The sequence below is a fragment of the Amycolatopsis sp. lyj-112 genome (assembly GCF_046549055.1).
Classification (GTDB): domain Bacteria; phylum Actinomycetota; class Actinomycetes; order Mycobacteriales; family Pseudonocardiaceae; genus Amycolatopsis.
Window position 1 is genome coordinate 129,752 of sequence record NZ_JAJPWS010000019.1, and the last position, 24,879, is coordinate 154,630.

The 24,879-nt window shown below is 67.4% G+C and carries 28 protein-coding genes; 16 read left to right on the forward strand and 12 right to left on the reverse strand.

The window, feature by feature from the left end; translation table 11 throughout:
* Positions 1-45: 45 nt before the first annotated feature.
* The 6 genes from ACLJRL_RS37795 to ACLJRL_RS37820 all read right to left on the reverse strand — a co-directional run bounded on the left by ACLJRL_RS37795 (position 46) and on the right by ACLJRL_RS37820 (position 6,176).
* Positions 46-873, reverse strand: coding sequence for an acetylxylan esterase (locus tag ACLJRL_RS37795; protein WP_410661194.1), 828 nt, complete (start codon positions 871-873; stop codon positions 46-48).
* Positions 874-1,069: 196 nt separating this feature from the next.
* A complete protein-coding gene (locus tag ACLJRL_RS37800; protein ID WP_410661195.1) occupies positions 1,070-1,582 on the reverse strand; it encodes a hypothetical protein in 513 nt (170 codons plus the stop codon).
* Between the two features lie 120 nt (positions 1,583-1,702).
* The gene (locus ACLJRL_RS37805; RefSeq protein ID WP_410661196.1) at positions 1,703-2,884 is read right to left on the reverse strand and encodes a cysteine desulfurase-like protein; all 1,182 of its coding nucleotides are present in this window, start codon (positions 2,882-2,884) and stop codon (positions 1,703-1,705) included.
* Positions 2,885-2,966: 82 nt separating this feature from the next.
* Complete coding sequence (locus ACLJRL_RS37810; RefSeq protein WP_410661197.1) at positions 2,967-4,952, reverse strand: peptidase S8/S53 subtilisin kexin sedolisin; 1,986 nt, start codon at positions 4,950-4,952, stop codon at positions 2,967-2,969.
* A gap of 122 nt (positions 4,953-5,074) precedes the next feature.
* Entirely contained in the window at positions 5,075-5,878 is an 804-nt protein-coding gene (locus ACLJRL_RS37815; protein WP_410661198.1) for a sulfite exporter TauE/SafE family protein, read from the reverse strand.
* Positions 5,879-5,912: 34 nt separating this feature from the next.
* A complete protein-coding gene (locus ACLJRL_RS37820; RefSeq protein ID WP_410661226.1) occupies positions 5,913-6,176 on the reverse strand; it encodes a hypothetical protein in 264 nt (87 codons plus the stop codon).
* On the opposite strand from ACLJRL_RS37820, the gene ACLJRL_RS37825 reads away from it, so the two are divergent.
* From ACLJRL_RS37825 to ACLJRL_RS37835, 3 genes are read left to right on the forward strand one after another with little or no spacing between them, the layout of a single operon-like run.
* Complete coding sequence (locus ACLJRL_RS37825) at positions 6,069-6,293, forward strand: hypothetical protein (protein ID WP_410661222.1); 225 nt, start codon at positions 6,069-6,071, stop codon at positions 6,291-6,293. The genes ACLJRL_RS37820 and ACLJRL_RS37825 overlap by 108 nt on opposite strands.
* A 14-nt stretch (positions 6,294-6,307) precedes the next feature.
* Positions 6,308-6,418, forward strand: coding sequence for an SDR family oxidoreductase (locus ACLJRL_RS37830; RefSeq protein WP_410661199.1), 111 nt, complete (start codon positions 6,308-6,310; stop codon positions 6,416-6,418).
* 18 nt (positions 6,419-6,436) lie between these two features.
* Complete coding sequence (locus tag ACLJRL_RS37835) at positions 6,437-6,760, forward strand: putative quinol monooxygenase (protein WP_410661200.1); 324 nt, start codon at positions 6,437-6,439, stop codon at positions 6,758-6,760.
* Positions 6,761-6,803: 43 nt separating this feature from the next.
* Here ACLJRL_RS37835 and ACLJRL_RS37840 read toward each other — a convergent pair whose 3' ends face one another.
* Positions 6,804-7,712: a helix-turn-helix domain-containing protein gene (locus tag ACLJRL_RS37840; protein WP_410661201.1), complete on the reverse strand. Its 909-nt coding sequence runs from the start codon at positions 7,710-7,712 to the stop codon at positions 6,804-6,806.
* 574 nt (positions 7,713-8,286) lie between these two features.
* On the opposite strand from ACLJRL_RS37840, the gene tcuA reads away from it, so the two are divergent.
* The 5 genes from tcuA to ACLJRL_RS37865 all read left to right on the forward strand — a co-directional run bounded on the left by tcuA (position 8,287) and on the right by ACLJRL_RS37865 (position 15,128).
* On the forward strand, positions 8,287-9,762 hold the full coding sequence (gene tcuA, locus ACLJRL_RS37845) for an FAD-dependent tricarballylate dehydrogenase TcuA (protein WP_410661202.1): 1,476 nt from the start codon (positions 8,287-8,289) through the stop codon (positions 9,760-9,762).
* Complete coding sequence (locus tag ACLJRL_RS37850; RefSeq protein ID WP_410661203.1) at positions 9,740-10,831, forward strand: hypothetical protein; 1,092 nt, start codon at positions 9,740-9,742, stop codon at positions 10,829-10,831. Before tcuA ends, ACLJRL_RS37850 begins: the two co-directional genes overlap by 23 nt.
* On the forward strand, positions 10,828-12,015 hold the full coding sequence (locus ACLJRL_RS37855) for a hypothetical protein (RefSeq protein ID WP_410661204.1): 1,188 nt from the start codon (positions 10,828-10,830) through the stop codon (positions 12,013-12,015). Before ACLJRL_RS37850 ends, ACLJRL_RS37855 begins: the two co-directional genes overlap by 4 nt.
* Before the next feature lie 55 nt (positions 12,016-12,070).
* On the forward strand, positions 12,071-13,408 hold the full coding sequence (locus ACLJRL_RS37860; protein WP_410661223.1) for a UDP-glucose dehydrogenase family protein: 1,338 nt from the start codon (positions 12,071-12,073) through the stop codon (positions 13,406-13,408).
* A gap of 82 nt (positions 13,409-13,490) precedes the next feature.
* Positions 13,491-15,128 (forward strand): MFS transporter, encoded by a 1,638-nt coding sequence (locus ACLJRL_RS37865; protein ID WP_410661205.1) that lies wholly within the window; start codon positions 13,491-13,493, stop codon positions 15,126-15,128.
* On the opposite strand, the gene ACLJRL_RS37870 is transcribed toward ACLJRL_RS37865, so the two are convergent.
* Together ACLJRL_RS37870 and ACLJRL_RS37875 are read right to left on the reverse strand one after the other, a co-directional pair.
* Complete coding sequence (locus ACLJRL_RS37870) at positions 15,058-15,798, reverse strand: alpha/beta fold hydrolase (protein ID WP_410661206.1); 741 nt, start codon at positions 15,796-15,798, stop codon at positions 15,058-15,060. The two genes, ACLJRL_RS37865 and ACLJRL_RS37870, sit on opposite strands and share 71 nt — an antisense overlap.
* Positions 15,795-16,313, reverse strand: a complete 519-nt coding sequence (locus ACLJRL_RS37875) for a PadR family transcriptional regulator (protein WP_410661207.1) — start codon at positions 16,311-16,313, stop codon at positions 15,795-15,797. Before ACLJRL_RS37875 ends, ACLJRL_RS37870 begins: the two co-directional genes overlap by 4 nt.
* 92 nt (positions 16,314-16,405) lie before the next feature.
* On the opposite strand from ACLJRL_RS37875, the gene ACLJRL_RS37880 reads away from it, so the two are divergent.
* The 3 genes from ACLJRL_RS37880 to ACLJRL_RS37890 are packed head-to-tail and all read left to right on the forward strand — an operon-like array spanning position 16,406 to position 17,601.
* Complete coding sequence (locus ACLJRL_RS37880; protein WP_410661208.1) at positions 16,406-16,870, forward strand: peroxiredoxin; 465 nt, start codon at positions 16,406-16,408, stop codon at positions 16,868-16,870.
* A gap of 48 nt (positions 16,871-16,918) precedes the next feature.
* Complete coding sequence (locus tag ACLJRL_RS37885; RefSeq protein ID WP_410661209.1) at positions 16,919-17,215, forward strand: ArsR/SmtB family transcription factor; 297 nt, start codon at positions 16,919-16,921, stop codon at positions 17,213-17,215.
* Positions 17,212-17,601 carry a VOC family protein gene (locus ACLJRL_RS37890; RefSeq protein ID WP_410661210.1) on the forward strand — a complete coding sequence of 130 codons (390 nt, stop codon included), beginning with the start codon at positions 17,212-17,214 and terminating at the stop codon, positions 17,599-17,601. Before ACLJRL_RS37885 ends, ACLJRL_RS37890 begins: the two co-directional genes overlap by 4 nt.
* 4 nt (positions 17,602-17,605) lie before the next feature.
* On the opposite strand, the gene ACLJRL_RS37895 is transcribed toward ACLJRL_RS37890, so the two are convergent.
* The gene (locus tag ACLJRL_RS37895) at positions 17,606-17,971 is read right to left on the reverse strand and encodes a DUF4345 domain-containing protein (protein ID WP_410661211.1); all 366 of its coding nucleotides are present in this window, start codon (positions 17,969-17,971) and stop codon (positions 17,606-17,608) included.
* A gap of 47 nt (positions 17,972-18,018) precedes the next feature.
* On the opposite strand from ACLJRL_RS37895, the gene ACLJRL_RS37900 reads away from it, so the two are divergent.
* Complete coding sequence (locus ACLJRL_RS37900; protein ID WP_410661212.1) at positions 18,019-18,786, forward strand: helix-turn-helix domain-containing protein; 768 nt, start codon at positions 18,019-18,021, stop codon at positions 18,784-18,786.
* 35 nt (positions 18,787-18,821) lie between these two features.
* On the opposite strand, the gene ACLJRL_RS37905 is transcribed toward ACLJRL_RS37900, so the two are convergent.
* Together ACLJRL_RS37905 and ACLJRL_RS37910 are read right to left on the reverse strand one after the other, a co-directional pair.
* Positions 18,822-19,424 (reverse strand): DNA-binding response regulator, encoded by a 603-nt coding sequence (locus ACLJRL_RS37905; RefSeq protein WP_410661213.1) that lies wholly within the window; start codon positions 19,422-19,424, stop codon positions 18,822-18,824.
* Positions 19,421-20,542: a sensor histidine kinase gene (locus tag ACLJRL_RS37910; protein ID WP_410661224.1), complete on the reverse strand. Its 1,122-nt coding sequence runs from the start codon at positions 20,540-20,542 to the stop codon at positions 19,421-19,423. Before ACLJRL_RS37910 ends, ACLJRL_RS37905 begins: the two co-directional genes overlap by 4 nt.
* 142 nt (positions 20,543-20,684) lie before the next feature.
* Between ACLJRL_RS37910 and ACLJRL_RS37915 the strand changes: the two genes are divergently transcribed.
* From ACLJRL_RS37915 to ACLJRL_RS37930, 4 genes are all read left to right on the forward strand, one after another.
* The gene (locus ACLJRL_RS37915) at positions 20,685-21,569 is read left to right on the forward strand and encodes an ABC transporter ATP-binding protein (protein ID WP_410661214.1); all 885 of its coding nucleotides are present in this window, start codon (positions 20,685-20,687) and stop codon (positions 21,567-21,569) included.
* 27 nt (positions 21,570-21,596) lie between these two features.
* Positions 21,597-22,316 (forward strand): ABC transporter permease, encoded by a 720-nt coding sequence (locus tag ACLJRL_RS37920; protein WP_410661215.1) that lies wholly within the window; start codon positions 21,597-21,599, stop codon positions 22,314-22,316.
* A 42-nt stretch (positions 22,317-22,358) separates the two neighbouring features.
* Positions 22,359-23,816, forward strand: coding sequence for an alpha/beta hydrolase (locus ACLJRL_RS37925; protein ID WP_410661216.1), 1,458 nt, complete (start codon positions 22,359-22,361; stop codon positions 23,814-23,816).
* Positions 23,817-24,014: 198 nt separating this feature from the next.
* A partial coding sequence (locus ACLJRL_RS37930) for a DUF222 domain-containing protein (RefSeq protein ID WP_410661225.1) occupies positions 24,015-24,879 on the forward strand: 865 nt, incomplete at its 3' end.

A 24,879-nucleotide genomic window follows, 5' to 3' on the forward strand; every position in this document is an offset into this window, starting at 1 on the left:
TCGGGTTGCTGTGGGGCACCCTAGACCCGCCCCCCGACAAGAACGCTAGACGGCCAAGGCCTTCACGTTGCGCTGGACATCCGACCACGACCTGTCCTGGCACAACCCGCACGAGCCGAAGAACTCACCACGGGCCCGCTCGTCGCCGAAGAGCCAGAACCGGAACCACGCGGTGATCGCGCCGCGGAAACCGCCGCCGTCGCCGGCGGGCGTGAAGTGGGTCGCCTTGGCGAGTTCGCCGTAGACCGCCGGCACCTGGTCGGCGAGGCGATACCGCGGGATGACCAGCAGCGCCGGAATCACGATGGTGTCGAACTGGCCGCCGAGGAAGAACGACGGCCCGCGCAAAGCCGTTGCCGAGCCCTGCGGACCCGGCTCGATCGGGACGGTGGTGGTGACGCGGGGGTCGGCACCGGCGGCGATCGCCCCGCCGCCGCCCTGCGAATGGCCGGTCGCGCCGATATGCGCGGTGTCGATCTTTCCTTGATAGAGGCTTCCGGGACGGGTGTTCTCGGCGATCAGGGTCGTGGCGCCCGCGAGCATTTCCTTGCCGCTGCCCGCGTTCGGGGTATTGGCCGCGGCGACGACGAAGCCGTGCGAAGCCAGGTGGCGCAACAGGCCGCCGTAGATCTCCGGGCTCGCGCCCGTGCCGTTGCCCCACAGGATCGCCGGATGCCGCAGGCCCTGCGCGCCCAGTTCGGACGGCCGGTACACGGTATGCGCGACGTCGAGCGCTTCGACGGTCACGGCGAACGGTCCCGGGCTGCTCCAACGGTCCGCGATCTCCGTCGAAGCCGTCGCGGCGGGTGCGGAGCCCACCGTCGCGAGCGCGACCATCCCGGCGATGAAGACCCGTGCGCGGAGTTTGCCCATGGCGGCCACCGTTCCCGTTCCGCGCGGGCCCCGTTGCCCGCGACGTTCCCATCTCAGCGTGTCGTGCCGGTCACCGTACGTCCATGGGCGCGATCACAACATCGGGCGAGCCGGTTTGTGACGGCTCCCATGAACATGCGGCGGGGCCTGCCCGGTGAACACCGGACAGGCCCCGCCGAGTCACTTCGCGAACGCGTCAGCTGATGAGCTGCCAGAGATAACTCGGGCTGCTGATCGGCGCGATGGCCTTCTTCGTCCACATGTTCTTCACCTTGCAGGGCGGGACGATCTTGTACTTCAGCACGGTGAACGAGCGGCCTTCCTTGTACTGCTGCAACCGCATCGTCTTCCCTGCCGGCACCGTCGCGGCGTACGACCAGGAATCCGCCTTCGAATAGCTCGCGCCGACGGTCACCGAAAGCGAAACACTCGCCTTGGCGAAGATCACGCCGGCCTCCGCGCTGGTCGTGCCGGTGATGGAGGCGTTGACCGTCGAGGTCGTGGTCTTGTTGTAGGTGATCGTGCCCGGCCCGCGGAGGTAGTCGCTGCGCAGGTTCGTCTTCATCCAGGCCTTCGCACCGTTCGAGATCTTGTAGCCGGGCGGATCGTTGACCTCGGGGCACGGCTGGATCGCGAGCGACTGGGCCCCGGCGCCCAGTGCCGCGGGTGCGACGCACAGCGCGCAACCGAGAAGGACTGACGCAGCCACCGACCGGAAACGCATTGCGGACCTCCCGTAGTCGATCATGAGCGCACGGTAATACCCCTCCGAGAGCCGCACCGGAAAACCAACCTGTTCGGGTTACGCCCGATAGATGTGCCGGGTTTCCTACCCAAAGGCGGAAAGACCTTCGAGCAGCCTGTCGACGTCTTCGGCGTTGGTGTACGGCGCGAGCCCGACGCGCAGCGCGGGGTCGTTCAGCTTCAGCGCGGCAAAGACCTCGTAGGCGTAGAAAGATCCTGCGGGCGCGACGACATTCTGTTCGGCGAGGTGCAGTTGCGCTTCCCGCTCACGGCCGCCGAGGCTCATCAGAAGGGTCGGGGTGCGGTCAGCGGCCTTCGAATGGACGACAACCTCGCCGCCCAGCCCCTTTTCCAGCCTGCTGCGCAGCTCGAATTCGTGACTGTGCAAGGAGTTCAGCGAGTTCGTCAGCCGTTCCCTCCGCGATCCGCCCGCTCCGGGATCGATGCCGGCGAGGAAGTCCACCGCGGCGGTCGCGCCCGCGAGCATCTCGTACGGCAGGGTGCCGAACTCGAAACGCTCCGGCACGGTGTCGGGCGACGGAACCAGTTTGTCGGGTTCGAGGGTTTCGAGCAGTTCGGGTGCCGCGCCGAGCACCCCGCAGTGCGGCCCGAGGAATTTGTACGGCGAGCAAACGAAAAAGTCCGCTCCCAGCGCGGGAACGTCCACCAGATCGTGCGCGGCGTAGTGCACTCCGTCGACGTAGAGCAGAGCCCCGGCATCGTGCGTCAGGTCGGCGATCCGTCGGACGGGCGGTTTGGTGCCGAGGACGTTCGAGGCCGCCGTGATCGCGACGAGCCGCGTTTTCCCGGACAACGGCAAGGAATCGAGGTCGAGGTCCATGATCTCGGGATCGATGTCGATCCAGCGGACGACCGCCCCGGCCCGCTCCGCGGCCTGGATCCAGGGGCGGACGTTCGCGTCGTGGTCCAGCCTGCTGACGACGATCTCGTCACCCTCACGCCAGTTCTTGGCCAGGTGCCGGGAAAAGTCGTACGTCAGCTGCGTGGCACTGCGACCGTGGACGACGCCCTCGGACGGCACGTTGAGCAGGTCGGCATAGGCGGAGCGAAAACCCGCGACAGCGTTCTCGGCGTTGCGTTCGGACGGGCTGACCTTGCCCCGGTTGGACAGCGGAGCGGTCATCGTCGCGGCGATGGCGTCGGCGACCGGCCGGGGAGTCTGCGTCCCGGCCGGGCCGTCGAAGAAGGCGGTTCCGTGGGCGAGGGAAGGGAAGTGGGCCCGGAGGGCGTCGACGTCGATGGCCATGACTTCGACTCTGACATCCGGGAAGGGACCGAGTAAACGCTTCGCGGCCGGAACTTTCGCCCGGCCGCGAAGCGTTTCGAACTCAGTACAGCGTCAGACGGAACGCCCCGGACTGCGCGGTACCGGCGAACAGGTACCGGCCGTCCGCGCTGATCGCCAGCGAGAGCACCCGGGAATCGGGCATGGCGCCGGGCAGCGGCGCCCAGGTGCGGCCGAAGTCGGTGCTGCGCAGCACGCCGTTGCCACTGACACTGCTCGCGAGCCACACCCTGGGGTCGAACGGATGCGGCAGGATCCGGCTGATCTCGCGCTGGTCGTCACCGTCCCGGACTCGCCGGAACGACCGGCCGTCGTCCTCGCTCAGCAGCAGGCCGGAACCGCCGACCAGGATGCGGCCGCCGCCCCAGCGGCTCAGCGCGATCGAGCTGACCGGCTCGTCGGAGACGTGGGTCCAGGTCTTTCCGCCGTCGTCCGAGCGGGACAAGCCGCCGGAGTCGCCACCCCACACGCGGTTCGCGTTCCACGGGTCTCCGGCGAAGGCGATGAACCCGGAGTCGGACGGGAGCTTCTCCCAGGTCTTGCCGGCGTTCATGCTGCGGTGGAGCACGTATCCGCTGGGGGTGAAGGCCGAGACCAGGATCCGGTCCGGGTCGGCGGGGTGGGCCAGGATCGTGCGCGGCTGACCGGCCAGCGCCGCTCCGGCGATCTTCCAGCTACGGCCTCCGTCGCCGCTGCGCAGGACGTCGAGCGCGAAACCGTTCCGCGTGACCTGCCAGACCACGTCCGGGCGGCTCGGCGAGACGGACAGGCGCGCGTCTTCGTGCAGCCGGTCCTCCGGGTGCGACTGCCAGACCCGGGTCGTCGCGGTGATCTTCCCGCGCGGCAGCGGGGAGTTGTAGATCTCCTGCACACCGGCCGCGACCACGCTCTCGCGCAACAGGTTCCCGGTCGTCACGAGGTCGCGGATCGACTCACCGGGCACCCCGAGCTGCTGGTAGCCGTTCTTGCCGCCGTCGGCGTAGACACCTCGGTACACCGAAGAGATCAGTGTGGTCGCGGGCTTTCCCGCCGCGGCCGGAAGTTCGGCCATGTCGGACACGCCCTCGCCGGCCGCGGGGACCGGCTTGCGGGTCCAGGTCCGGCCGCCGTCCGCGCTGACGTCTATGTCGTTATACGTCGCGACATACAGGCGGCCGCCGACGAAATGCGGTTCACGCAGGGGCTGGCCGGTGGGATCACGGCGCAGCACCGTCCAGGTCCGGCCGCTGTCGGTGGAACCGTGCAGTTCGGTGCCGACGGTGACGACGAGGCGCTTCCCGTCCGACGCGATCTGCCCGACCTCGCCGTCGGCCCGGTAGACGAGTTCGGCCTTCGGCTCCTCGGTGCTCACCCCGCGGATGACCCACAGCGCGTAATCCGGATAGACCGTCGTGAAGTAGGCGTCGTCGCCGACCATGGTCAGCTTGAGCCCGCCGACCGGCGCGGCGATACCCTCTCGCGGCCAGGTCCTCGGCAGGTCACGCCACTGCTCGCCGCCGTCGGTGCTGATGCTCATCGAGTCGAGGTTCTGCACCACCACGACCCGTCCGGTCCGGTCGGTGACCAGCTGGAACGCGCCATCCGGGTCCCACTCGCGCAGTGTCTCCCAGTTCTGGCCGCCGTCGGTGGTGCGCAGCAGCATCCCCCGCCACTCACCGATCCTGTCCGTGGGCTTGTTGCCCACGGCGAGCATCCGGTTCGCGTCCACCGGATCGGCGACGAAGCCCTGGATCCTGGTGTCCTGCGGCAGTCCCCTGCTCACGTTCCACGAAGCGCCGCGATCGGCGGAGAGCCACAAGGCCGGCGGGCTCGGCTGCATCATCGCGAGCCTGCCCGGTGTGACGGCCAGCAATCCGCCGATGCTGTTGGGGCCGACGGGCTCCCATCCGCCGCGAGGCAGTCCGGTCGCGTTCACGTCCGTGGGTGTGGGCGTGGGGTCGGCGGTGGCCACGGACGTCGTCCCGGTGGTGCCGAGAACCGTCAGCAGCCCGAGAACGAACATGCGTTTGGTGGTCGATCTCAGTCTCATGCGGAAGATCTTGGCCTAAACGAGGGCGGACGTACAGATGATTCATCGGATCTTTACTGCCAGTATCTGGACAAGGATGAGTCTTGACCTTGTCAAGATCTGTTATCCATCGGATCACTGTGCTATCGGACGACGATCGCGATCAGTGCGGCGCCGAGCAGGGCGAGGTAGGCGATCGCGTGGGCCCGGTCCGGGATCCGGCCGACCACGCGCCGCGTCACGGCGATCGTCGGCAGGGAACCGCACAGCAGCGCGCCCGCGGCGATGAGATCGATGTAGCCGAGGTGAGCGCTCCCCGAGGGCGTACCGGTCGCCGCGAAGGCGTAGACGGCGGTGCCGATGACCGCGACCGGCAGGCTCAGCGGATTCGCCAGCGCGGCCGCCTCGGCCATCGGCAAACCCTTGCGCCGCATCAGAGGCACGGTGAGCACACTTCCCCCGACACCGAGAAAGCTCGCCACGGCACCGATACCCGTGCCGCCCGCGGTCGTCGTGAGGCTCCCGAGCGCACGCGGCCGAGTGTCCGGCGGCCTGCTCACGAACCCTTTGCGGACCACGCTGTCGGCGATGGTCAGCGCGAGGTAGGCGACGAAGAGCCAGCGCAGCACGCTTTCGCCGGCCATGGTGGCCGCGAAGGAACCGAGCACGGATCCCAAGCCGATGAAGGCGATGAGCGGCCACAGGTATTCCTTGCGCAGCCGTCCGGCGCGTAGCTGCGCGAGGGTCGCGCTGCCGGCGTTGATCACCATCACCGCGGTCGAGGTGGCGACCGCCACATGCATCGCGCCGAGGGCCTGCCCCGGTCCGGCGAGCGCGAAGCCGTAGACGACGGGCACGGTGATGAACCCGCCGCCGAATCCGAAAAGGACGGTGGTGACGCCGCTCAGGCACCCGAACCCGAAGAGCAATGCGATCTCTGTCAGCACCCCTCGACGGTAGGGGGTCCCCGAAGTCCCTGTCTCAAAGTGAGACACGCGACTCCCCCACGGCGATGCCCGCGCACCTACCTTCCGGTGAAGCCCAGGCCGCGGCCTCGACGCCGAACAAAGGAGCCAGCATATGAGCAAGAACGTCCTCGCCACCGGTGCCGCCCGAGGAATCGGGAAGGGAATCGCACTGAGGCTCGCCGCCGACGGGCACGACGTCGCGGTCAACGACATCCCCCTCAACGAGGCGGAACTGGAAGCCGTCGCCAAGGATGGAATGGGCGAAGTACGGAATCACCGTGAACGCGTACTGTCCGGGAATCGTCGGGACCGCGATGTGGGACCTCCGACGAGAAACTGGCGGAATCGGAAGGGATCAGGAAGGGGCAGGCCATCGAGAAGTACTCCGACCTGATCCGCCTCGGGCGCGTGTCCGTTCCCGAAGACGTCGCGTCCTACGTGTCCTACCTGGCATCGCCCGATTCGGACTACATGACCGGCCAATCGGTGATGATCGACGGTGGAATCCAGTTCTCCTGAGCAGGAAGAAGCAGAGCCATGATCTTCATTACGGCGAAGTTCCGGGTGAAGCCCGAGCACGCGGACCGGTGGCCGGAAATCTCGCGTGAGTTCACCGAGGCGACCCGCGCCGAGCCGGGTTGCCTTTGGTACGACTGGTCCCGCAGCCTCGACGACCCGACGGAGTACGTCCTGGTCGAGGCCTTCCGCGACGACGACGCGGGCGCGGCACACGTCGGGTCGGCGCATTTCCGCGCCGCCCGGAGCGATCTTCCGCCGTATCTCGCCGAAACGCCCAGGATCATCAACGCGAAGATCGACCAGGACGGCTGGTCGGAACTGGGCGAATTGGCCGTCGAGTAGGAATCCCCCGTCCGCTCCGGTCCGTCGGAGCGGACGGGGACGCTCACGGCGGCGGGATCATGGTGACGAGGAACTCCTGGTCACCGGCTCCGGAACAGCGTTCCTGAACGATCTCGGTGCCGACGGCCGTGTCCTGGTCACGCAGACCGAGACACTGGTCGCTCCCAGCCGGACGGATACGCAGATGCGCCGCCCCGGGCGGGCCGATCGGTTCGATCGTGAACAACTGATCCGCGCTGTCGTCGTCGCAGTCGTCGCGGGATTCGAGCAGGCCGTGCCCCGGCCCTTCGGTGATGACCGTGAGGCAGCCGACCCCGGTCTCCTGATGGTGCCACTGGATCTGCACCGCGCTGTCCTCCCCCACGGGGTCGAGGAAGACCCGGGGTGAGACCGCCTGCCCGCAAGGCTGCTGGGCCGCGATGACCGTCGAATACTGCCGGGTCCGGTCCAGCCCTTCCGCCAGGCAGTACTCGGGTGTCCGCGCGGGATGGATCTCCGCCCAGCTGCCGACCTCCCGGATGTCCAGCCCGGGAACCACCGCCGCGGGTGGCACCGACGACGCCGTCGCCCGCCCGCCGGACGGCAGCGCCGGGATCCCGAACGCGGTGGCCAGACCGATGGTCACGATGGCGACCAGCACGATCACCGGCCCCCGCCAGTGCCGCGGCCGCGCGGGTTCCGGCGGCCGGATGGCAGTCACCTTCTCGTCGTCGGATCCTTCGGCGACCGGCGGCCCGCTCCCCATCGCGATGCGGGTTCTGGCGTCCAGCCAGCGCCTCACCTGCTCGTCATCCAGCCCGCACGCCCGCGTGAACGCTTCGACGAACGATTCACGGGGCAAGGTGCTCCGGCCGAGCGTGGTCGCGATCGTGCTGGCCGGGAGCGCTGCCCGCGATTCCTTCGCCCGCGCCTCCAACTGCCGGTAGGTCAGCCCGGACCACGTCCGAAGCACACGCAAAGTAGCTGTGAAGTCGGCGGGAGTAGCGGGTGGAGATGGCGGCGTGACTAAATTCGACGACTCCGCAAAGTCGCCCCCCTCTTCATTGATCATAATTCTAGATTGACTGAGACGGTCTTATCCGCGATACCGCTAAGAGGCGGCGTCAGAATGCGCTGTTCGGCTGCCGTGAGACGTGTTTCGAACTAGCCCGAACAGGGCTAGGGCTTGTCCCTGCGCTGGCCAGGGAGCCAGAGTGACCGCTGTTGGTTCCACGCGGACCACGCTGGAACCCGGCTTGGGGGCACCAAGACCTCGAAATTGAGCAATCGGGAAACATCGAGGGGTTCATTGTTCGAGACGGCGACGAACCCGCCGGAAACGGCGGGTTCACACCGGAATGCATCGGCCGGAATCTCCGGCCTTGAGACCGGCGCCGGCTCTCCCTGACCACCAGATCGGCTTTGCCAACGTCGGCTGAGCACGACAACGGCGAAGCCGGGCTCGGTCATGCCCGCAACCGCCGAAACCTCCCGGAAACCCGGGCTCGATCAACCTTGACCTTCATCGGACTGTAGGAGCGTCTTCAATGCACAGCGGGAAAAGTGGCGTGGACGACTGGCAGGTCGTCATCGTCGGAGCGGGCAACGCGGGGCTCTGTGCGGGGATAGCCGCCTTACAGGCCGGAGCGACCTCGGTCGCCGTCCTCGAAGCCGCCCCGAGGGAACTCCGCGGCGGCAACAGTTCACTGACCAGGACCATGCGGTTCTCCTGGCAGGGAGAACAGTTCATCACCGGCCTGCTGGGAGAGGCCCACAAGGGACAGGTCGGCGACATCCTGGCCGGCCGGTCGAGCTATTCGGATCAGCAGTATCTCGACGACTGGTCGCGGGTCTGCGGCACCCAGGTGGACACCACGCTCATCGCGTCGATCGTCCACCGTTCCACCGCCACGATTCGCTGGATGCGCGACTTCGGCCAGCGTTGGGCGCCGAGGCGGAAGCCGCTTCCCGGCGATGTCCCGATCGTCCTCGACGGTGGCGGTGAGGGTCTGCAGAACCGGAACTTCGCCGAGTTCGAACGGCTCGGCGGGACAGTCCACTACGGCAGCGTGGTCACGGGTATCGAAAGGACGGCGAGCGGCCGGTACCTGCTCGAGGGGCAGGGCGCCACCTTCCCTGTCTCCGCAGACGCTCTGGTGCTGGCGTCGGCCGGTTTCGAAGCGAACCCGCGGCTTCGTGAACATCACCTCGGGGAACAGTGGCGTGACGTGAAGTTACGAGGAGTGCCGTTCAACGAGGGTGCTCCGTTGACGGCGGCCATCGGACTCGGCGCCGACGTCGCCGGCAACTGGGAGAAGTGCCACACCACCCCGCAGGGGATCGAGCTGCCCGACTTCATGGTGCCCGGGCAGATGCACAAATCCCACGGTTTGACGCGCTACGCCTATCCCTGGGGGATCGTCGTCAACCGGAAGGGGAACCGCTTCTTCGACGAATCCGCCGACTACAGCAACCTGACCTACGTCACGCTGGGGCAGAAGATCCAGGACCAGCCGGGCAGGGTCGCCTTTCAGATCTTCGACGACAAGGTCGTCCGGAGCGGAGTGCTTCCGGACGGTTACCTCGACGACCCCGCCTCGGTGACGGCCGGGTCCCTCGAGGAAGGCGCGAGCCGGCTCGGCATCGACGCCGGGAATCTGACGGCCGAAATCCAGCGGCTGAACCAGGAGGGCACCGAATCCCTGCCCGCCGAACGAGGCGCCCAGCGCACCCCCAAACGCCTCGACACACCTCCTTTCCTGTTCGTACCGGTGGTCTGCGGCCTGACCTTCACCTACGGCGGACTGTCCGTGACCACCCAGGCCGAAGTGCTCGGCGGAGGCGAACCGATCAGCGGGCTGTACGCGGCAGGCGTGATCGTCGGCGGCCTTTACGACCACGGGTATCCGGGCGGCACCGGGCTGATGGCCGGTGCCGTGCTGGGCCGCGCGGCGGGAACGTCCGCCGCCTCCCACGCCCTTCGGACGAGGGAGGCGAGCCGTGTCGGCAACGTCGCTGAATGAAACGTCACTGAAGGAAACGGCGCCGAAGGAACAGACGATCGTGATCGTCGGTCTCGGCAAGATCGGTTCGCACCATGCGGCCTGTTTCGGGCAAGCGGGCCACCGGATCACCACAGTGGACCGCCGGAGCGGTGCGGACTGGGACCGGGTGGCGCGGGTGCCCGACCCGTCGCGGGTCGACGCCTGGGTGGTCGCCACACCGACGGCGACGCATCTTTCCGTGGTCGACGAGATCCTGCGGTGCCGGCCCGATGCCCGCATCCTGCTGGAAAAGCCGGCCTGCTCTCCGGGCGAGCTCGACGCTCTCCTCCGGACGATCCGGCGGCATCCCCGGGCCCGGATCATCGTCAATGACGTCTACGGGCACAGCGAAGCCGTGCGGCGCTTCGCGGAGTCCGTACGAGAGCACAGCGCGCTCGATCCGATCAAGAGGATCACCATCGAGTTCACCAAGAACCGGGAACTCGACGTCGCCAACGGCAGATTCGTCGACACGCAATACGGCGAAGCGGGCTACGAATATTTCCACATGCTGAGCATTCTCCGCTCGGTCCTTCCCGCCGACCGGTATCAGCGCTACCTGAACACCACGCCGACGTCGCTGACGGCGGAACTCCGCGTGCGGACCGTGGCCGCGGGCCTGCCGGAAATCGAGCTGTACACGTCCTCCCTGGGGGCCATCGCCTTCGCCGGCCTGGCCGGCTTCGCGTTCTCCGACACCGTGGTGACGGACTACCTCGAACCCTCGACCGTGCCCTACGGGGTCGATCTCCGGTATCGCTTCGCCGACGTGGAACTCGACTCCGGCAAACACGTCACCCTGGTCTTCGAACCGTTCTACGGCACGGATACCGACTACAAGAACATCCACGCCGTCCACCTCCGGGATGCGACTTCGAGTCGTCATTTCACCGTGTCCGGAAACCATTTCAAGGAGGCGCTCCTGACCCAGTTGAACCTGTTGCACCGCACCGAGGAAGACACCGTGTCGATACGCCTCGCCGAGCACCGGTTCATGGCGGCGCTGGCAACCGAAGAAAATCTCACACGAATCGGGAGTGAAGCATGACCCAGACCATTCAGGACTTTTCGACGCTGCTGCGACCCGCCGCCGACATGCTGGGCGAAGTCGTGGACCGGGAATCGGCCCTGACCCGGATCAGCGGCCAGATCAAGACCGACGACACCTCGTTCGCGTCGTTCTCGCAGGCCTGCCGCTTCGAACCTCCTTTCACCGCGAGCTGGATCCACGGACGTGGCACCGATTCCCCTTACCTGTCCTTGGAAATCGCCGCGGCGTCGCTGGACGACGACCGGTACCGCGCCCTGCTCGCCGACGTCGTGCTGTCCACCTCGACGTCCATCCCGTTCGACTATCGAGCGCTGGCCGCGGAACGACTCGCCGAGATCGGCGCCGGTGAGTTCACCGACTCCCTCAAGCAGGTCGTGGAGTCGTTCGAGCCACTGCCGGCTCGTACGCTGGAAGCGAAGATCGCCGTCCCCACCGACGGTATCGATCATCTCTTCGACATTCCGGACACGGTCACCGGCAGGCTCAACATCGTGATCGCGGCCAGCAGGGCGAAGACCCTGGAGAGCCGCTGGCTGCTCGCCGGGCGGATCCTCGGGAACGGTGCCCGGACGGCTCCGGCGTCGGAAGCGGAACGGCTGATCGTCTCCGACGCCGGGACGACCATGGTCTCGCCGTCGGACTACCTGGTGCCCTGGGACCAGGAATTCCCCGGAGAGAACGGCACCGATCTCACGCTCGCGGAATTGATGCGGATCGTGATGATGTGCCCGGAGTTCAAACTTCCGGACGCGACCGTGCGGCCGATCCTGGTCGATTTCTACCGCTCGGTGCTGCGGACCGGCGGCCGCTCGATCATCGGTCTCGCCGCCGCCGTCTTCCACGTGGAACACGGCACGCTCGCCACGCCGTCCTACTACTACCAGGGCCGGGACGCCATCCTCGGCAAGGGATTGGTGATCGACTGCGTCGGCGGGGCGATCCTGCAGGAGGGATCCTTCCTCGGCGGCGGGTACATGCCCATTCTGATCCACACGCACAAGCACATTCGCAAGAGCGACCAGGCGGCCGCCACGGAACGTAAGCAGATCCTCCCGTGTGTCTTCGTCGCCGAAGCGGGTGCCCGCTTCCCCATGGGCGCGGTCGGCCTGTTCGAGACGGTGGACTACCTGGGCAAGGAAACCCCGTATCAGGGAATTCGGGCGCTGCCCCACGGCGAGTGAACCGCGACCGCTGAATCCGAGATCATCGAATAGGAGGGGTGAGGGGATGAAGGAAATGTTCGGTTCCACTGTCGCCGTGATCGGCGCGGGTTATGTCGGGCTGACCACGGCCGTATGCCTTGCGTCACTGGGACATCGGGTCGTCTGCGCGGATGTCGACCAGGAGAAGGTGAACGCGCTGGGCCGCGGCGAGGCGACCATCCGGGAGCCAGGGATCTGCGAACTGGTCGTGGACGGGCTGGCGTCCGGCAGGCTGGAGTTCGTCCTCGGCGCGAGCGCCGCGGTCGCCGAAGCCGAATTCGTGATCCTGTGCGTGCCGACACCGATGAGTGCCGACGGAGCCGCGGACCTCACGATGCTGGAGTCCGTCGTGACCGAACTTCGCGATCTGCTGCCGCCAGGCTGTGTCGTGGTGAACAAGTCGACGGTTCCGGTCGGCACGGCGACGCACGTCGGCGAACTGCTCGATCGTGCGGACGTGTCGGTCGCGTCCAACCCGGAGTTCCTGCGCGAAGGATCCGCGGTCTACGACTTCCTCAATCCCGACCGGATCGTGATCGGTGTGGCCGGGGAGGACCGGACCGCCGCCGAACGGGTCGCCGGTCTGTACGGGAAGGTCGACGCACCCGTGCTGCTGACCGATTCCGCGAGCGCGGAGATGATCAAGTACGCGGCCAACTGCTATCTGGCGACCCGTCTGTCCTTTGTGAACACCATCGCCGAGTTGTGCGAGTACCTCGACGCGAACATCGACGACGTGACCAGCGGCGTGGGCCACGACGTACGGATCGGGCACGCGTTCCTGCGGCCCGGACCGGGCTGGGGTGGTTCCTGCCTGCCGAAGGACACCATCGCGCTGGTGCGCACCGCGGAGTCCGTCGGCAGCGATTTCCCGCTGCTGCGAGCCGCGATCGAGGCCAACCTCAGGCATCAGGAACGGGTGGTGGACAAGGTTCGCAAGGCTGTCGGCGGCGACCTGGCGGGTGTCCGGATCGGCCTGCTCGGGTTGACCTTCAAGGCCGGGACGGACGATCTGCGGGACTCTCCCGCCCTGGCGGTCGCCGAGCGGCTGGCCGCCGAAGGTGCCGAACTGCTCGGCTACGACCCGAGTGTCCACGCACCGGTGCCGGGCGTGACCGATCGGGTGCGGATCGCGGGAAGCGCCTATCACGCGGCGAACGGGGCGGACGCGATCGTGGTGCTGACCGAGTGGCCGGAGTTTCGCGCCCTCGACTGGCCGAGGATCGCCGCACGGCTCGGCGGCCGGGCCGTCATCGACACCCGGAACCACCTCGACCCGCTCGTCCTGCGTCGTGCGGGCCTGTCCTATCAGGGTAACGGCCGGGCCGCGGCGCCACGGGAAGGTCTGGAACTGCTGCCGATCGCGGGCTGAGCACGCACCTGGTCGACGAGTGGCGTGGTTCCCACGTCACTCGTCACCCGAGGCCTTTCGACCGTCGCGAACAGGAAGCCCCATGACGAAGCCGATCCGCCCGTGGCCCGCGCTTTTCGCACTGTGCCTGGGTTTCTTCATGGTCATGCTGGACATGACCATCGTCAACGTCGCGGTGCCGTCGATGGTGCGCGAACTCGGCACCGGGCTGAACGCGGTGATCTGGGTGACCAGCGTGTACCTGCTCGCCTACGCCGTACCGATCCTGTCCGCCGGCAGGCTGGGAGACCGCGTCGGGCCGAAACGCGTCTTCGTCGCCGGGCTGGCGGTGTTCACCGGGGCGTCACTGTGGTGCGGGCTGTCCGGCAGTGTGGAGATGCTGATCGCCGCCCGCGCGCTGCAGGGCTTCGGCGCCGCCCTGATGACCCCGCAGACGACGGCCTTCATCACGCATCTGTTCCCGCCCGACAAACGCGGCCCGGCGATGGGCGCCTGGGGAAGTGTCGCGGGGCTGGCGATGATCACCGGCCCGGTCGCCGGCGGGGTGCTCGTCGACCGGTTCGGCTGGGAATGGATCTTCTTCGTGAACGTGCCGGTGGGGCTGATCGCGCTGGTGCTCACCGTGTTCCTCGTCCCCGACTGGCAACCGCGGAATTCCCACCGGTTCGACGTCCCCGGCATCCTGCTCTCCGGGGCCGGTATCTTCTGCGTCGTCTTCGGAATCCAAAATGGACAGCACTACGCGTGGGGCACGGTCGGCTCGGGGATCGGGATCTTCGACATCATCGGCGCCGGTGTCCTGCTGCTGGGCGGTTTCGTTCTGTGGCAACGGGTCAACCGGCGCGCGCCCCTGCTTCCGTTGCGGATCTTCACCCACCGCAACTTCTCCGCGGGCACGTTGTCGGCAGTGGCGGTCGGCTTCGTGATGGCGAGCATGCCGCTTCTGCTGATCATCCATTTCCAGTCCGTACTCGGGCTTTCCCCCACTCACGCCGGCCTGCTCATCGCGCCGATGGCGCTGACGTCCGGCACCGTCGCACCGTTCGCCGGCCGGTTGTCGGACCGGATGAACCCGCGGTACCTGCTGATGTTCGGGCTGCTGGCGCTGTGCTCGGGCATCGGCGCCCTCGCGCTGGTGGTCACCCCGGCAGGCTCGCCGTCGGCTTTGATCCCGTGGCTGGTGCTGTGCGGCCTCGGCATCGGGTTCATCTTCTCCCCGCTGAGCAACGTGACCCTCAACGCGGTCGACCGCACCCTGGTCGGCACCGCGTCGGGCATCTTCAACACGGCCAGACAGGTCGGCGGCGTACTCGGAAGTGCGGCCGTCGGTGTCCTGCTGCAGGCCCAGATCGGCGCGTCGCTGATCAGCCGGGCGAACGAAACGGCGCTCGCGTTGCCCGTCGAATTCCGGCAACGCTTCGTCGACGGCTTCACCGGAGCGGACGGCGCCACCGAGTTCGGGGGCACCACTCCCGAACTCCCCGTCGGCCTGCCTCCGGGGATCGCCGAGCAGTTCCGGCACCTCACCGCTCAAGTCGTCCAGAACGGCTTGACGGACGCGGTCAAGGTCTCGCTCTGGCTGCCGGTCTGCGTCCTGGTGTTCGGACTGCTGTCGGCGGCCGCTCTGCGCCGGCCAGACCGCGTACCGCTCAGCCCTGAGGAACCGGGACCAGGCGGCGATCGACGGTCCCGTCCAGCCACGAGCGCAGGACGTCGTTGAACAGGCCGCTGTCCTCCACGTTCCAGATGTGGTGCACTCCCGGCGCGAGCCGGGTCTGGGCCTGAGGCGCGGCCCGGGCGAGTTCCGCCAGGGATCGGCGTACGGCAGCGGAATCCTTCTCGCCCGCGGTCGCGAGCAGGGGGCCGGAATACCGGCTCACCTGCGCGGGCACGCCACCCGCGCACACCTCGGCGATCATCGCGGCCGCGGTCTCGCGGCGTACCGAAAGACCGTGCTCGACGTAGCGGGCCCGGGAGTCCTCCGGAATCCCGAACACCGCGGCCTGGGCTCGCCAGAACCATGGCGCGTGGCAGAGCGCGAGTTGCATCCGGCAGTACAAGCGCAGTCCGGCACCGGCCCGCTGGACCGGCGCACTGGTGAGGAACGCCGAGCGCACCCGGCCGGGATGCCGTGCCAGCACACGCAACGCGGTCAAGGCACCCAACGAAAGTCCGACGATATCGAACGGGCCGTCGACTCCCTGTTCGGTCACACCCGCCACGATGTCGTCGGCCACCGCGTCCAGCCCGGGCCAGACCTCGGCGACGCGCTCGCCGAATCCCGGCAGATCGGGGGTGAACACCGTCCGGTCGGCGAACGCCTCCCTCTGCGGTTCCCACATCCAGTTCGCGACGTTGCCTCCGTGCAGCAGCACCACCGGGCCGCTCATGAGAGTTCCTTTTCGGCCTCGTCGAGCCAAGCCAGTTCGGTGCGCAGGTGCGCGATGCCGTTGTCCAGCGTGGCCAGCCGCAGCCGGGCGCCACGATCGGACGCCGGGTTCTCGGCCCGGATCCGTTCGAAACGCTCCAGCCGCGCCTCGGCCGCCGCGCGATGTCCCGCGAAAAGGGCTCGAAGGTCGTCATCGTCGAGTCCGGCGCCGAAGAACACCCGGGCGAGGAACGGGTCGCGTTCGACGTGGCGCTCCGGCTCGCTCTTCAGCCACTCGGCGAGGGCCACCCGTCCGGCGGCGGTGACGCGGTGCTCCTGCCGATCCGGCGCCCCCGCTCCGGCCACCGTCTCGACCTCGGCGAATCCGTCCGCGACGAGCTGAGCGAGGGTGCGGTAGATCTGGGCCTTGTCGGCCGCCCAGAAGTGACCCGCGGTCGAGTCGAAATGGCGCTTGAGGTCATAGCCGGTCATGGGTGCGAGCGCGAGCAACCCCAGGATGATGCGCGAGAGGACCATGCCCCTAGTAGACAAGTCCTCTATGAGACTTGTCAACTAGGGCTTCGTCCGCCCCGACCCATCCTCGGCGCGACCAGATCCGAAAGCCGGGTATGGAACGCGGAGAGATCGCCCCGGACTTCACCCTGCCCGACGACAAAGGCCAGGAGCGCGCCCTGTCGGACTTCCTCTCGTCCGGCCCGGTCGTGCTGTTCTTCTATCCCGCCGCGATGACCGGCGGATGCACCGCCGAGAGCTGCCACTTCCGCGATCTGGCCGCGGAGTTCACCGCGGTCGGCGCGCATCGCGTCGGGATCAGCCCGGACGGCGTCACCAAGCAGCGTGAATTCTCCTCGATGCACGGCTTCGACTATCCGCTACTGTCCGATGTGGACGGCGAGGTCGCCAAGCAGTTCGGCGTGTGGCGCAGGTTCAACCCCCTGCACGCCAAACGGCACACGTTCGTGATCGACACCGACCGCAAGGTGCTCGAGATCGTCAAGAGCGAACTGAAGTTCACCGTGCACGCCGACAAGGCCCTGGCCGCCCTGCGCGAGCGCCAGACCAGGAACGCCTGAACCACTCTCGCTTGACAGGCAAGCGGTCACTTGCATATAACTGTGGTCGTGGACGCGGACACCGACCTGTTCAAGGCCCTCGGCGACGCGACGCGACGCACCATCCTGGACGAGCTGACCGAGAGAGACGGTCAGACGCTGTTCGAGATCTGTGGCCGGCTGACGATGAAGCACGGCCTGGCTTCCTCACGCCAGGCCATTTCGCAGCACCTCGCGGTCCTCGAACAGGCCGGTCTGGTGCACACCCGGCGGCAGGGCCGGTACAAGTTCCACCACATCGACACGAGCCCGCTGCGCTCGATCGCCGAACGGTGGCCCAGCGAGCGAGAGGACCCGACACCATGATCCGCATCAACATCACCAGCGTGTTCGTCGACGACCAGGCCAAGGCGCTGGCCTTCTACACCGAGAAGCTGGGCTTCCTCAAGAAACACGACGTGCCCACCGGCGAGGCCCGCTGGCTCACCGTGGTCTCCCCCGCCAACCCGGACGGCGTCGAGCTGCTGCTGGAACCGGACGGCCACCCGGCGGCGGGACCGTTCAAGAAGGCCCTGGTCGGCGACGGTATCCCGTTCACCCAGTTCGCCGTCGACGACGTCTACGCCGAGGTCGAGCGGCTCAAGGGCCTGGGCGTCGAGTTCACCCAGGACGCCGTCGACCTGGGTCCGGTGGTCACCGCCGTCTTCGACGACACCTGCGGCAATCTGATCCAGCTCGCCACCATGAAGTAGCCGCTCACGCGACGGCGAAGAGCGCTCCGGCAGCCACGGCTTCGACGCCGCAATAGAACCAGACCGGGTAGAAGCCGGTGCGCTGGTCGAGCAGGCGGGACAGCACCCGGCCCGCCGCCATACCGGCGAGCGCGAGCGCGACGGTCGTCACCACACCCCGCCGGAAATCGCCGTCGTGCAGCACCGCGAGAGTGAGCGCGGCGGCGATGGCGATGCCGAAACCGCCGTAAACGGCCCGGATCTCGGAGCGGCTCTCGGGTGAATCCGCGGTCATGCGGAACGGACGGATGAGCGCCGACGGAGCGGCGAGCGCGTACGACCCCATGGCGAGGAAGAACACGCCGACGGCAAGCGTCACGACGGTATTCATTCGCCACGCCTCTGCGTTCTGTGCTGCATATATGTGATCATGCTGCCATGACCGACGCGGCGCTTCCGGAAACATGCTGTGCCACGGTGTGGATCCGGCACGGTCGCGCCGTCTACGTGGGGCCGTCACTGAAGCTGGGCGAACACTCCGGCGCCGTGTCCTGCTTCGCTTTGGGCATCGACGCACCCTTCACCGTCCACAGTGGAACCGATGCGGTACGGGATGTCCGCAGTGCCTTGATCCCAGCACGCACGCGGCATCGGCTCGTCGCGGAGACGGGACGTGTCCTGTTCGCCTACGTCGACCCAGGTTCACCCTGGGTGGCACGCATGAGCAGGCTCATGACCGGTTCGGCCATCCACTATGGACACCCCGACGAGCTTGCTCTGGCGACCCGGCTCCAGACCGTCGGGGCAGCCGATCCGTTGTCCTTGCTCGGCCTCGCCGACGACCCTGCCGACCCACGCGATGAGCGAATCCGGACGGCCCTGGCCCTGCTGCGCCAAGATCCCGGCGGCCGCCTCGGCGCGGCGGACGTGGCCCGGGCGGTGAACCTGTCGCCGTCCCGCTTCCAGCACTTGTTCACCAGCCACACCGGCACCAGTTTCCGCCGCTACCGCTCCTGGGCGCGCATGCTCCATGTCGCGGACGCCGTCGCCGGTGGCAAGAACCTGACCACCGCCGCCTCCGACGCCGGGTTCGCCTCGCCGGCCCACTTCAGCGACAGCTTCCGGACCATGTTCGGGCTCAGCGCGAGCCGGCTGCTCGCTCCCGGCACCAGGATTCTCACTCGGAGTCGGCGAGGATCCCGTTGACGTAGGTTCCCGGGCCGACCCCGGCACCAAACGCCTTACAGCCAATCGTGCTCGCGCGCGTACCGGGCGGCTTCGTGCCGGGTCTGGGTCTGGGTCTTCTGCATGGCGTTGGAGAGGTAATTGCGGACCGTGCCCTGCGCGAGATGAAGCTGGGTGGCGATGTCGGCGACGGAATAGCCCTCCCCGGTCACCCGCAGCACGTCGAGTTCGCGATCGGTGAGCGGGCAGTCGTCGACGACGGCGAGCGCGGAGACGTCCGGGTCGATCCAGCGTTTGCCTTGGTGCAGCACGGAAATGACCCTGGTGATATGCGAGGGTTCGGCCGACTTGCTGACGAAACCCTGGACACCGAGTTTGAGGGCCTTGCGGAGCACCCCGGGTTTGGCGTGCCGCGTCAGCATGAGGATGACCTGGTTCGGCCGGGTGCGGCGGATCTCCGCGACGGCGCCGAGTCCGTCCACGCCGGGCATCTCGAGGTCGATGACCAGGACGTCGGGCTCGTGTCGCAGCGTGGCCTCGATGGCCTCCTCGCCGTTTTCCGCTTCGGCGAGCACGGTGATCTCGCCTTCGAGCGGGAGCAGCGCGGCCATTGCCTTGCGGAGCAGGGCTTCGTCGTCGGCGAGCACCACGGTGGTCATCGCTTCTCCCCCTGTGCTTCCGGAACTCGGTGCGGCAAGGTCGCGGCTGTCACGAACCGCCCGTTCTCCTGCTCGACCTTCAGTTCGCCGCCGTCCGCGACGACCCGTTGTTCGAGGGCGGCCAGCCCCCGCAGTTCGGGTAACGGCCCTTCCTGCGCGCCGTCGTTGACCACGGTGATACTCCGCTGCGACAAGGTGATCCGCACCCGGGTGGCCTGCGCGTGGCGCAGGATGTTGGTCGTGGTCTCGCGCAGAACCTGGCCGAGCAGTTGCCCGGCGCCCGGGTCGACGTCCGCCTCGCGGTTGATGCGCACGTGGATTCCCGCGGCCTCGAACAGATTCCTCGCGTTCTCCAGTTCGGCGGAGAGGTTGAGCCGCCGCTGGGCGTAGGCGAGTTCCTTGGTCTGGGTGATGGTGTCGCTGACCAGCGCGTGGATCTCCCGCAGCTCCTGCTTGGCCTGTTCGCTGTCGATGTCCACCAGTTTCTGCGCCAGCGCGGTTTTCAGCTTCACCACGTGGAGGGTGTGGCCCTGGATATCGTGCAGATCACTGGCGAACCTCACCCGCTCCCGGATGACCGCCAGCTCGGCGTCCCGCTCCCGGGACTCCTCGAGTTCCGCGACGACGTCGTAGAACCCCTTGTTGGGAAACATGAGTCCCAGGACGACCGCGGTGATCGCCGTCGGCACGAAGATGAACTTGAACAGCACTTCGGACATGTCTTCATACGGCATCAGCAACCTCGTCGCGCCCACCGCCGCGACGTACAAGGGAAGCGCGACGACGGCCACGCGCCGGAAGCGCGGCAGCTGAGGGACGACGAAGGAACCGACACAAAGGATCCCGAAGAATCCCGACGCGCCGTCGGCCACCAGGACCGAAAAGGGCCACACGGCCGCCGCCACGACGATGCACGGGAGCGCGACCCGGAGGACGTCTCCGGCCGCCCACCGCAGGAAGGCCACCGCGGCCGCCAATACCCCCATGGACAGGACGACCGCCTGCCACCAGGTCGTGGCGTTCACCACGACCACCACCGCGCCGCCGACGAGGAGCACGGGGAAGAACATGGTGACGTTGAGTTTGCGCAGCTGCACCTGCGCCGGCTCGGCGTCCACATCAGACATCTGCCCAGTATCGTCCCCCTGCCGTGGCGAGCAACAGTGACACCACGTCATATGTTCACCCCAAGGAATGTCATGGGCGAACGATGACGTGGTCGCACTGGCAGTAGCGCGCTCGGGCCGTTGAGATCTAGGTATGACTTCGACACCAGCGATCGACGTTGACCGCCTGAACCTCAAGTACGGCGACTTCCACGCAGTGAAGGATCTGTCCTTTCAGGTACAGAAGGGCGAGTTCTACGCCCTGCTGGGCACGAACGGGGCAGGCAAGACCTCGACCTTGGAGACCATCGAGGGCCATCGCACGCCGACGTCTGGCACGGTGCGGGTCCTGGGGAAGAGCCCGCGGGACCGGGCCGTCGTGCGACCCAAAATGGGCATCATGTTGCAGGAGAGCGGGTTCTCACCGGATCTGACGGTGAAGGAGTCGGTCCGGCTGATCGGGAAGCTGACCCAGCGCACGGACCGGGTCGAACGAGTACTCGGCATCGCGGACCTGACCCGCAAGGCGAACACGAAAGTGTCGCAGCTTTCCGGCGGAGAGAAGCGCCGGCTGGACTTCGCCACCGCGGTGTACGGCACGCCGGAACTGGTGTTCCTGGACGAGCCGACGACCGGTCTGGACATCCAGTCGCGGGACGCGCTGTGGGACGCGGTGGACAAGCTGCGTGAAGACGGCTCGACGATCGTGCTCACCACGCACTACCTGGAAGAGGCCCAACAGCGCGCCGATCGCATCGGCCTGATGCACCGGGGAACCTTCCACCAGGAGGGGACGGTCTCTGAACTGACCCGGACGCTGCCGGCCGTGATCCGGTTCGCTCTTCCGCCTTCGGCTCCGGCGCTGCCGTTGCAGGGCAGGCGCGAGAACGACGGAAAGTTCGTCATCGAGACCTTCGGCCTGCAGAAGGACCTGCACACCCTGTTGCGCTGGGCGCAGGACAACGCGGTGGAACTGCGGGACCTCGAGGCGGGACCGACCCGGCTCGACGACGTCTTTCGCGCCATCGACAACGACTAGGCCATCCCTCCACAAAGGACTTCAGCCATGCTTTCCATCGCTTACAGTGAACTGATCCAGATCTTCCGGAACCGCTCGGTGCTGATCACCAGTTTCGTGATGCCCGTCGCCGTCAGCGCGTTCTTCCTCTACCAGCACGAGATTTTCGCCAAGATCGCCAGTCTCGGCTACATCGCGGCGATCGTCATGTTCACCGTGTGCGGCTTCGGGCTCTACGCCAGCTCGGTGACCACACTGGCCTCGCGACGGCAGAACCTGTTCCTCAAGCGGCTGCGCTCCACCGCGGCCGGTGACGCCGGCATCCTGACCGGGCTGGTGCTGCCGGTCACGATCATCGCGCTGATCCAGGTGGCCGTGATCCTGACCGTGCTGGGCTCGGTCACCGGTATGCCGTCCAACATCGGGCTGCTCGTGCTGGCCGTCGTCGCCACCGTCGCCATGATGGTCGGCCTGGGCCTGGCCACCGCGGGGCTCACCAACTCTCCGGAGCACGCCCAGGTCACCACGCTGCCGGTCAGCCTCGGCGTCATCGCCGTGGCCAGCTGGGTCGGCATCTCCGGCACCGAGGACCTCACCCTGCTCAAGCGCCTGCTGCCCGGGGGTTCGGCCACCGAGCTCGTCGTCAACGCCTGGAACGGCGGCGTCGCCGTGACCGACTCGCTGCTCCTGCTCGCGCCGACCCTGGCCTGGGTCATCGTCGCCGTCGTCCTGGCCACCCGGCTCTTCCGCTGGGAACCGCGCCGGTGAGCTCGTCCGATGTGGACCGACCGATTCTCTGGAGGAGTAAAGATGCGTAAGGCCGTTCTGCTCGTTTTCTCCGCCGCCCTGATCACAGCGTCGACCCCGGCGGTGGCGTCGGCCGCGACCCCGGTGAAATGGGGACCGTGCCCGGCGGAAGCCACCAAACCCGGGCTCGAGTGCGGCACTCTCGACGTCCCCCTGGATTACCGCGACCCCGGCGGGAAGACGATCGAGATCGCGATCTCACGCCTGGCGAGCACCAATCCGGAGAAGCGCCGCGGCGTCCTGCTGACCAACACCGGCGGCCCCGGCGGGGAGGGACTGGCCTATCCCGACACTCTTCGGACGCTGGGGATCCCGAAGGACGTGCTGGACAGCTACGACGTGATCGGGATGGACCCGCGCGGCGTCGCCAACAGCACCCCGGTGACCTGCGGGCTGACGCTCGCGGAGCACCCGAGCAACATCCCGAGGTACGCCCGGAACTCCGCCGACGTCACGAGCGAGGCGCAGCGGGTCGCCGGTGTCGCCGCGAAATGCGGCTCGTCGGCCACGGCGTCGCTCCTGCCGCACATCACCACGGCCAACACCGCCCGCGACATGGACCGGGTCCGCGAGGCACTGGGCGAGCAGAAGGTGAACTACCTCGGCATTTCCTACGGCACCTACCTGGGCTCGGTCTACACCTCGCTGTTCCCGGAACGGAGCGACCGCTTCCTGATCGACAGCGCGACCGGCCCCGGCGGCTGGGACGCCGCGTTCTCGCGCATGTTCGCCCAGGGTGTCGACGACCGCTTCCCGGACTTCGCGAAGTTCGCCGCCGCCCATCCCGAGTACGGCCTGGGCCGAACACCCGCGCAGGTGAAGGCCAAGTACTTCGACCTCGCCGCGCGGCTCGACAAGACGCCGAGCCCGGAGGGCTACACCGGCCAGGTGTTCCGCCAGCTCACGTTCGCCGAGCTCTACTACGACAAGAAGCTGCCGCATCTCGCCGAAGCCTGGCGCGCACTCGACACCGGGAAGCCGGTGCCGACCGCTTCCGACCAGTCGTCCGGGCGGGCCGACATCCCGGCGGACAACTACCTGACCAGCCAGCTGCACGTGATCTGCAACGACTCCGACTGGCCCGAAGCCGTCGGGACCTACCGGCGCAACGTCGCGATCGACCGGCTCCGCCACCCGATGTTCGGCGCGGCCGGGGCCGGCATCACGCCGTGCGCGTTCTGGCCGTCCGAACCGGTGGAACCGCCGGTGAAGATCACCGACCGGGGTCCGTCGAACGTGCTGATCGTGCAGAACCTCCGCGACCCGGCGACACCGCTGGCGGGTGCCCGGAAGCTGCGTGAAGCCTTTGGTGACCGCGCCAGGATGGTCACCGCCGATCAGGGTGGGCACCTGGCGTACCTGTTCAAGGACAACCGGTGCGCCAACGACATCGCGACGAAGTTCTTGGTCACCGGCGAGCGTCCGCGGCACGATTTCGCCTGTGGAGCCGAAGTGTCCTGATTGGACTGAAGGTGCCGGGGACGAGGTGTTCCCGGCACCTTTGTCGTTGCTCGGCCGGCAGGCCACTCGAAGAAGAAGCCTTGTCCGCGAGAGTGACAACGGAATTACCATAATGGCCCGATAGTGTGATTTGTGCATATTCGCCAGTCACGTAAAATTACGAACACGTGTTCGACACATGTGCGGTACTATGGAGGGGTGTCCGAGACCTCCGTTCTTCCTCAGTTCCCGCAGGAGTTGTGGCGTGCCGGGAAGTTGGAGCTTGCCCACGGAGCGACTGAGGCGTTGACGCTGATGCGTGCCGCGTCCGCCGTGTTGGGCATCTATCTTGCGGAGATCGAGTCTCGGGGTGCGAAAGACTTGTACGGGTATGCCAATACGAAAATGTGGCTTGCTGATGTCGCGCGGATTTCTCCGGCTGAGGCGAAGAAGCTCGTGGATCGCGCGGTAGCGTTGAACCCGACCCGCGCACTCGACGGCACCGAGGTTCCAGCGTTGGCACCTACGACGGCTGTCGCGGCGGCGGAAGGCGCTGTCGGGGAACAGCACATCGACCAGATCATCGGAGTGCTGAAGAAGATCCCCGGTCATGTCACGGTCGAAAACCGTGACGCCGCCGAAAAGATTCTCGCCGATCTCGCTCGCGATGGAGGTCCTTCACAGATCGCGAAGGCCGAAGCAGGTTTGATGGCATGGCTGGACCCCGATGGTGCTGAGCCGAAGGATCCCGAACCCGTCCAGCCTCGCCGTGAGTTGAGAGTGCACCGTCGTAAAGACGGGTACTGGAAACTCACCGGCCTGCTCGACGACGAAGCAGGCGCCCGCACCGCAGCGGCGATCGAGGCCTACGCCAAACCCCGCCCGGTCGACGAATTCGGCCAAGCCGACCTGCGGACCGTCTGGGAACGGCAGGGCGACGCCTGGGTAGATCTACTGGACCTGGCCATCGCGAGCCCGGACCAGCCCGGCACCTGCGGCTACCGGACCATGGTGCACGTCCTGATCGGCTTCGAAGAACTCAAAACCGGGCTCGGCACCGCCAGCGTCGACTTCGTGGGTGAGA

What these genes read in the sequence shown, in the direction of transcription:
- ACLJRL_RS37795 (WP_410661194.1), bottom strand. Translation starts at nt 873, where the DNA reads ATGGGCAAACTCCGCGCACGGGTCTTCATCGCCGGGATGGTCGCGCTC.
- ACLJRL_RS37805 (WP_410661196.1), bottom strand. Translation starts at nt 2,884, where the DNA reads ATGGCCATCGACGTCGACGCCCTCCGGGCCCACTTCCCTTCCCTCGCC.
- ACLJRL_RS37810 (WP_410661197.1), bottom strand. Translation starts at nt 4,952, where the DNA reads ATGAGACTGAGATCGACCACCAAACGCATGTTCGTTCTCGGGCTGCTG.
- ACLJRL_RS37835 (WP_410661200.1), top strand. Translation starts at nt 6,437, where the DNA reads ATGATCTTCATTACGGCGAAGTTCCGGGTGAAGCCCGAGCACGCGGAC.
- tcuA (WP_410661202.1), top strand. Translation starts at nt 8,287, where the DNA reads ATGCACAGCGGGAAAAGTGGCGTGGACGACTGGCAGGTCGTCATCGTC.
- ACLJRL_RS37855 (WP_410661204.1), top strand. Translation starts at nt 10,828, where the DNA reads ATGACCCAGACCATTCAGGACTTTTCGACGCTGCTGCGACCCGCCGCC.
- ACLJRL_RS37860 (WP_410661223.1), top strand. Translation starts at nt 12,071, where the DNA reads ATGTTCGGTTCCACTGTCGCCGTGATCGGCGCGGGTTATGTCGGGCTG.
- ACLJRL_RS37865 (WP_410661205.1), top strand. Translation starts at nt 13,491, where the DNA reads ATGACGAAGCCGATCCGCCCGTGGCCCGCGCTTTTCGCACTGTGCCTG.
- ACLJRL_RS37870 (WP_410661206.1), bottom strand. Translation starts at nt 15,798, where the DNA reads ATGAGCGGCCCGGTGGTGCTGCTGCACGGAGGCAACGTCGCGAACTGG.
- ACLJRL_RS37875 (WP_410661207.1), bottom strand. Translation starts at nt 16,313, where the DNA reads ATGGTCCTCTCGCGCATCATCCTGGGGTTGCTCGCGCTCGCACCCATG.
- ACLJRL_RS37880 (WP_410661208.1), top strand. Translation starts at nt 16,406, where the DNA reads ATGGAACGCGGAGAGATCGCCCCGGACTTCACCCTGCCCGACGACAAA.
- ACLJRL_RS37890 (WP_410661210.1), top strand. Translation starts at nt 17,212, where the DNA reads ATGATCCGCATCAACATCACCAGCGTGTTCGTCGACGACCAGGCCAAG.
- ACLJRL_RS37895 (WP_410661211.1), bottom strand. Translation starts at nt 17,971, where the DNA reads ATGAATACCGTCGTGACGCTTGCCGTCGGCGTGTTCTTCCTCGCCATG.
- ACLJRL_RS37900 (WP_410661212.1), top strand. Translation starts at nt 18,019, where the DNA reads ATGACCGACGCGGCGCTTCCGGAAACATGCTGTGCCACGGTGTGGATC.
- ACLJRL_RS37905 (WP_410661213.1), bottom strand. Translation starts at nt 19,424, where the DNA reads ATGACCACCGTGGTGCTCGCCGACGACGAAGCCCTGCTCCGCAAGGCA.
- ACLJRL_RS37915 (WP_410661214.1), top strand. Translation starts at nt 20,685, where the DNA reads ATGACTTCGACACCAGCGATCGACGTTGACCGCCTGAACCTCAAGTAC.
- ACLJRL_RS37920 (WP_410661215.1), top strand. Translation starts at nt 21,597, where the DNA reads ATGCTTTCCATCGCTTACAGTGAACTGATCCAGATCTTCCGGAACCGC.
- ACLJRL_RS37925 (WP_410661216.1), top strand. Translation starts at nt 22,359, where the DNA reads ATGCGTAAGGCCGTTCTGCTCGTTTTCTCCGCCGCCCTGATCACAGCG.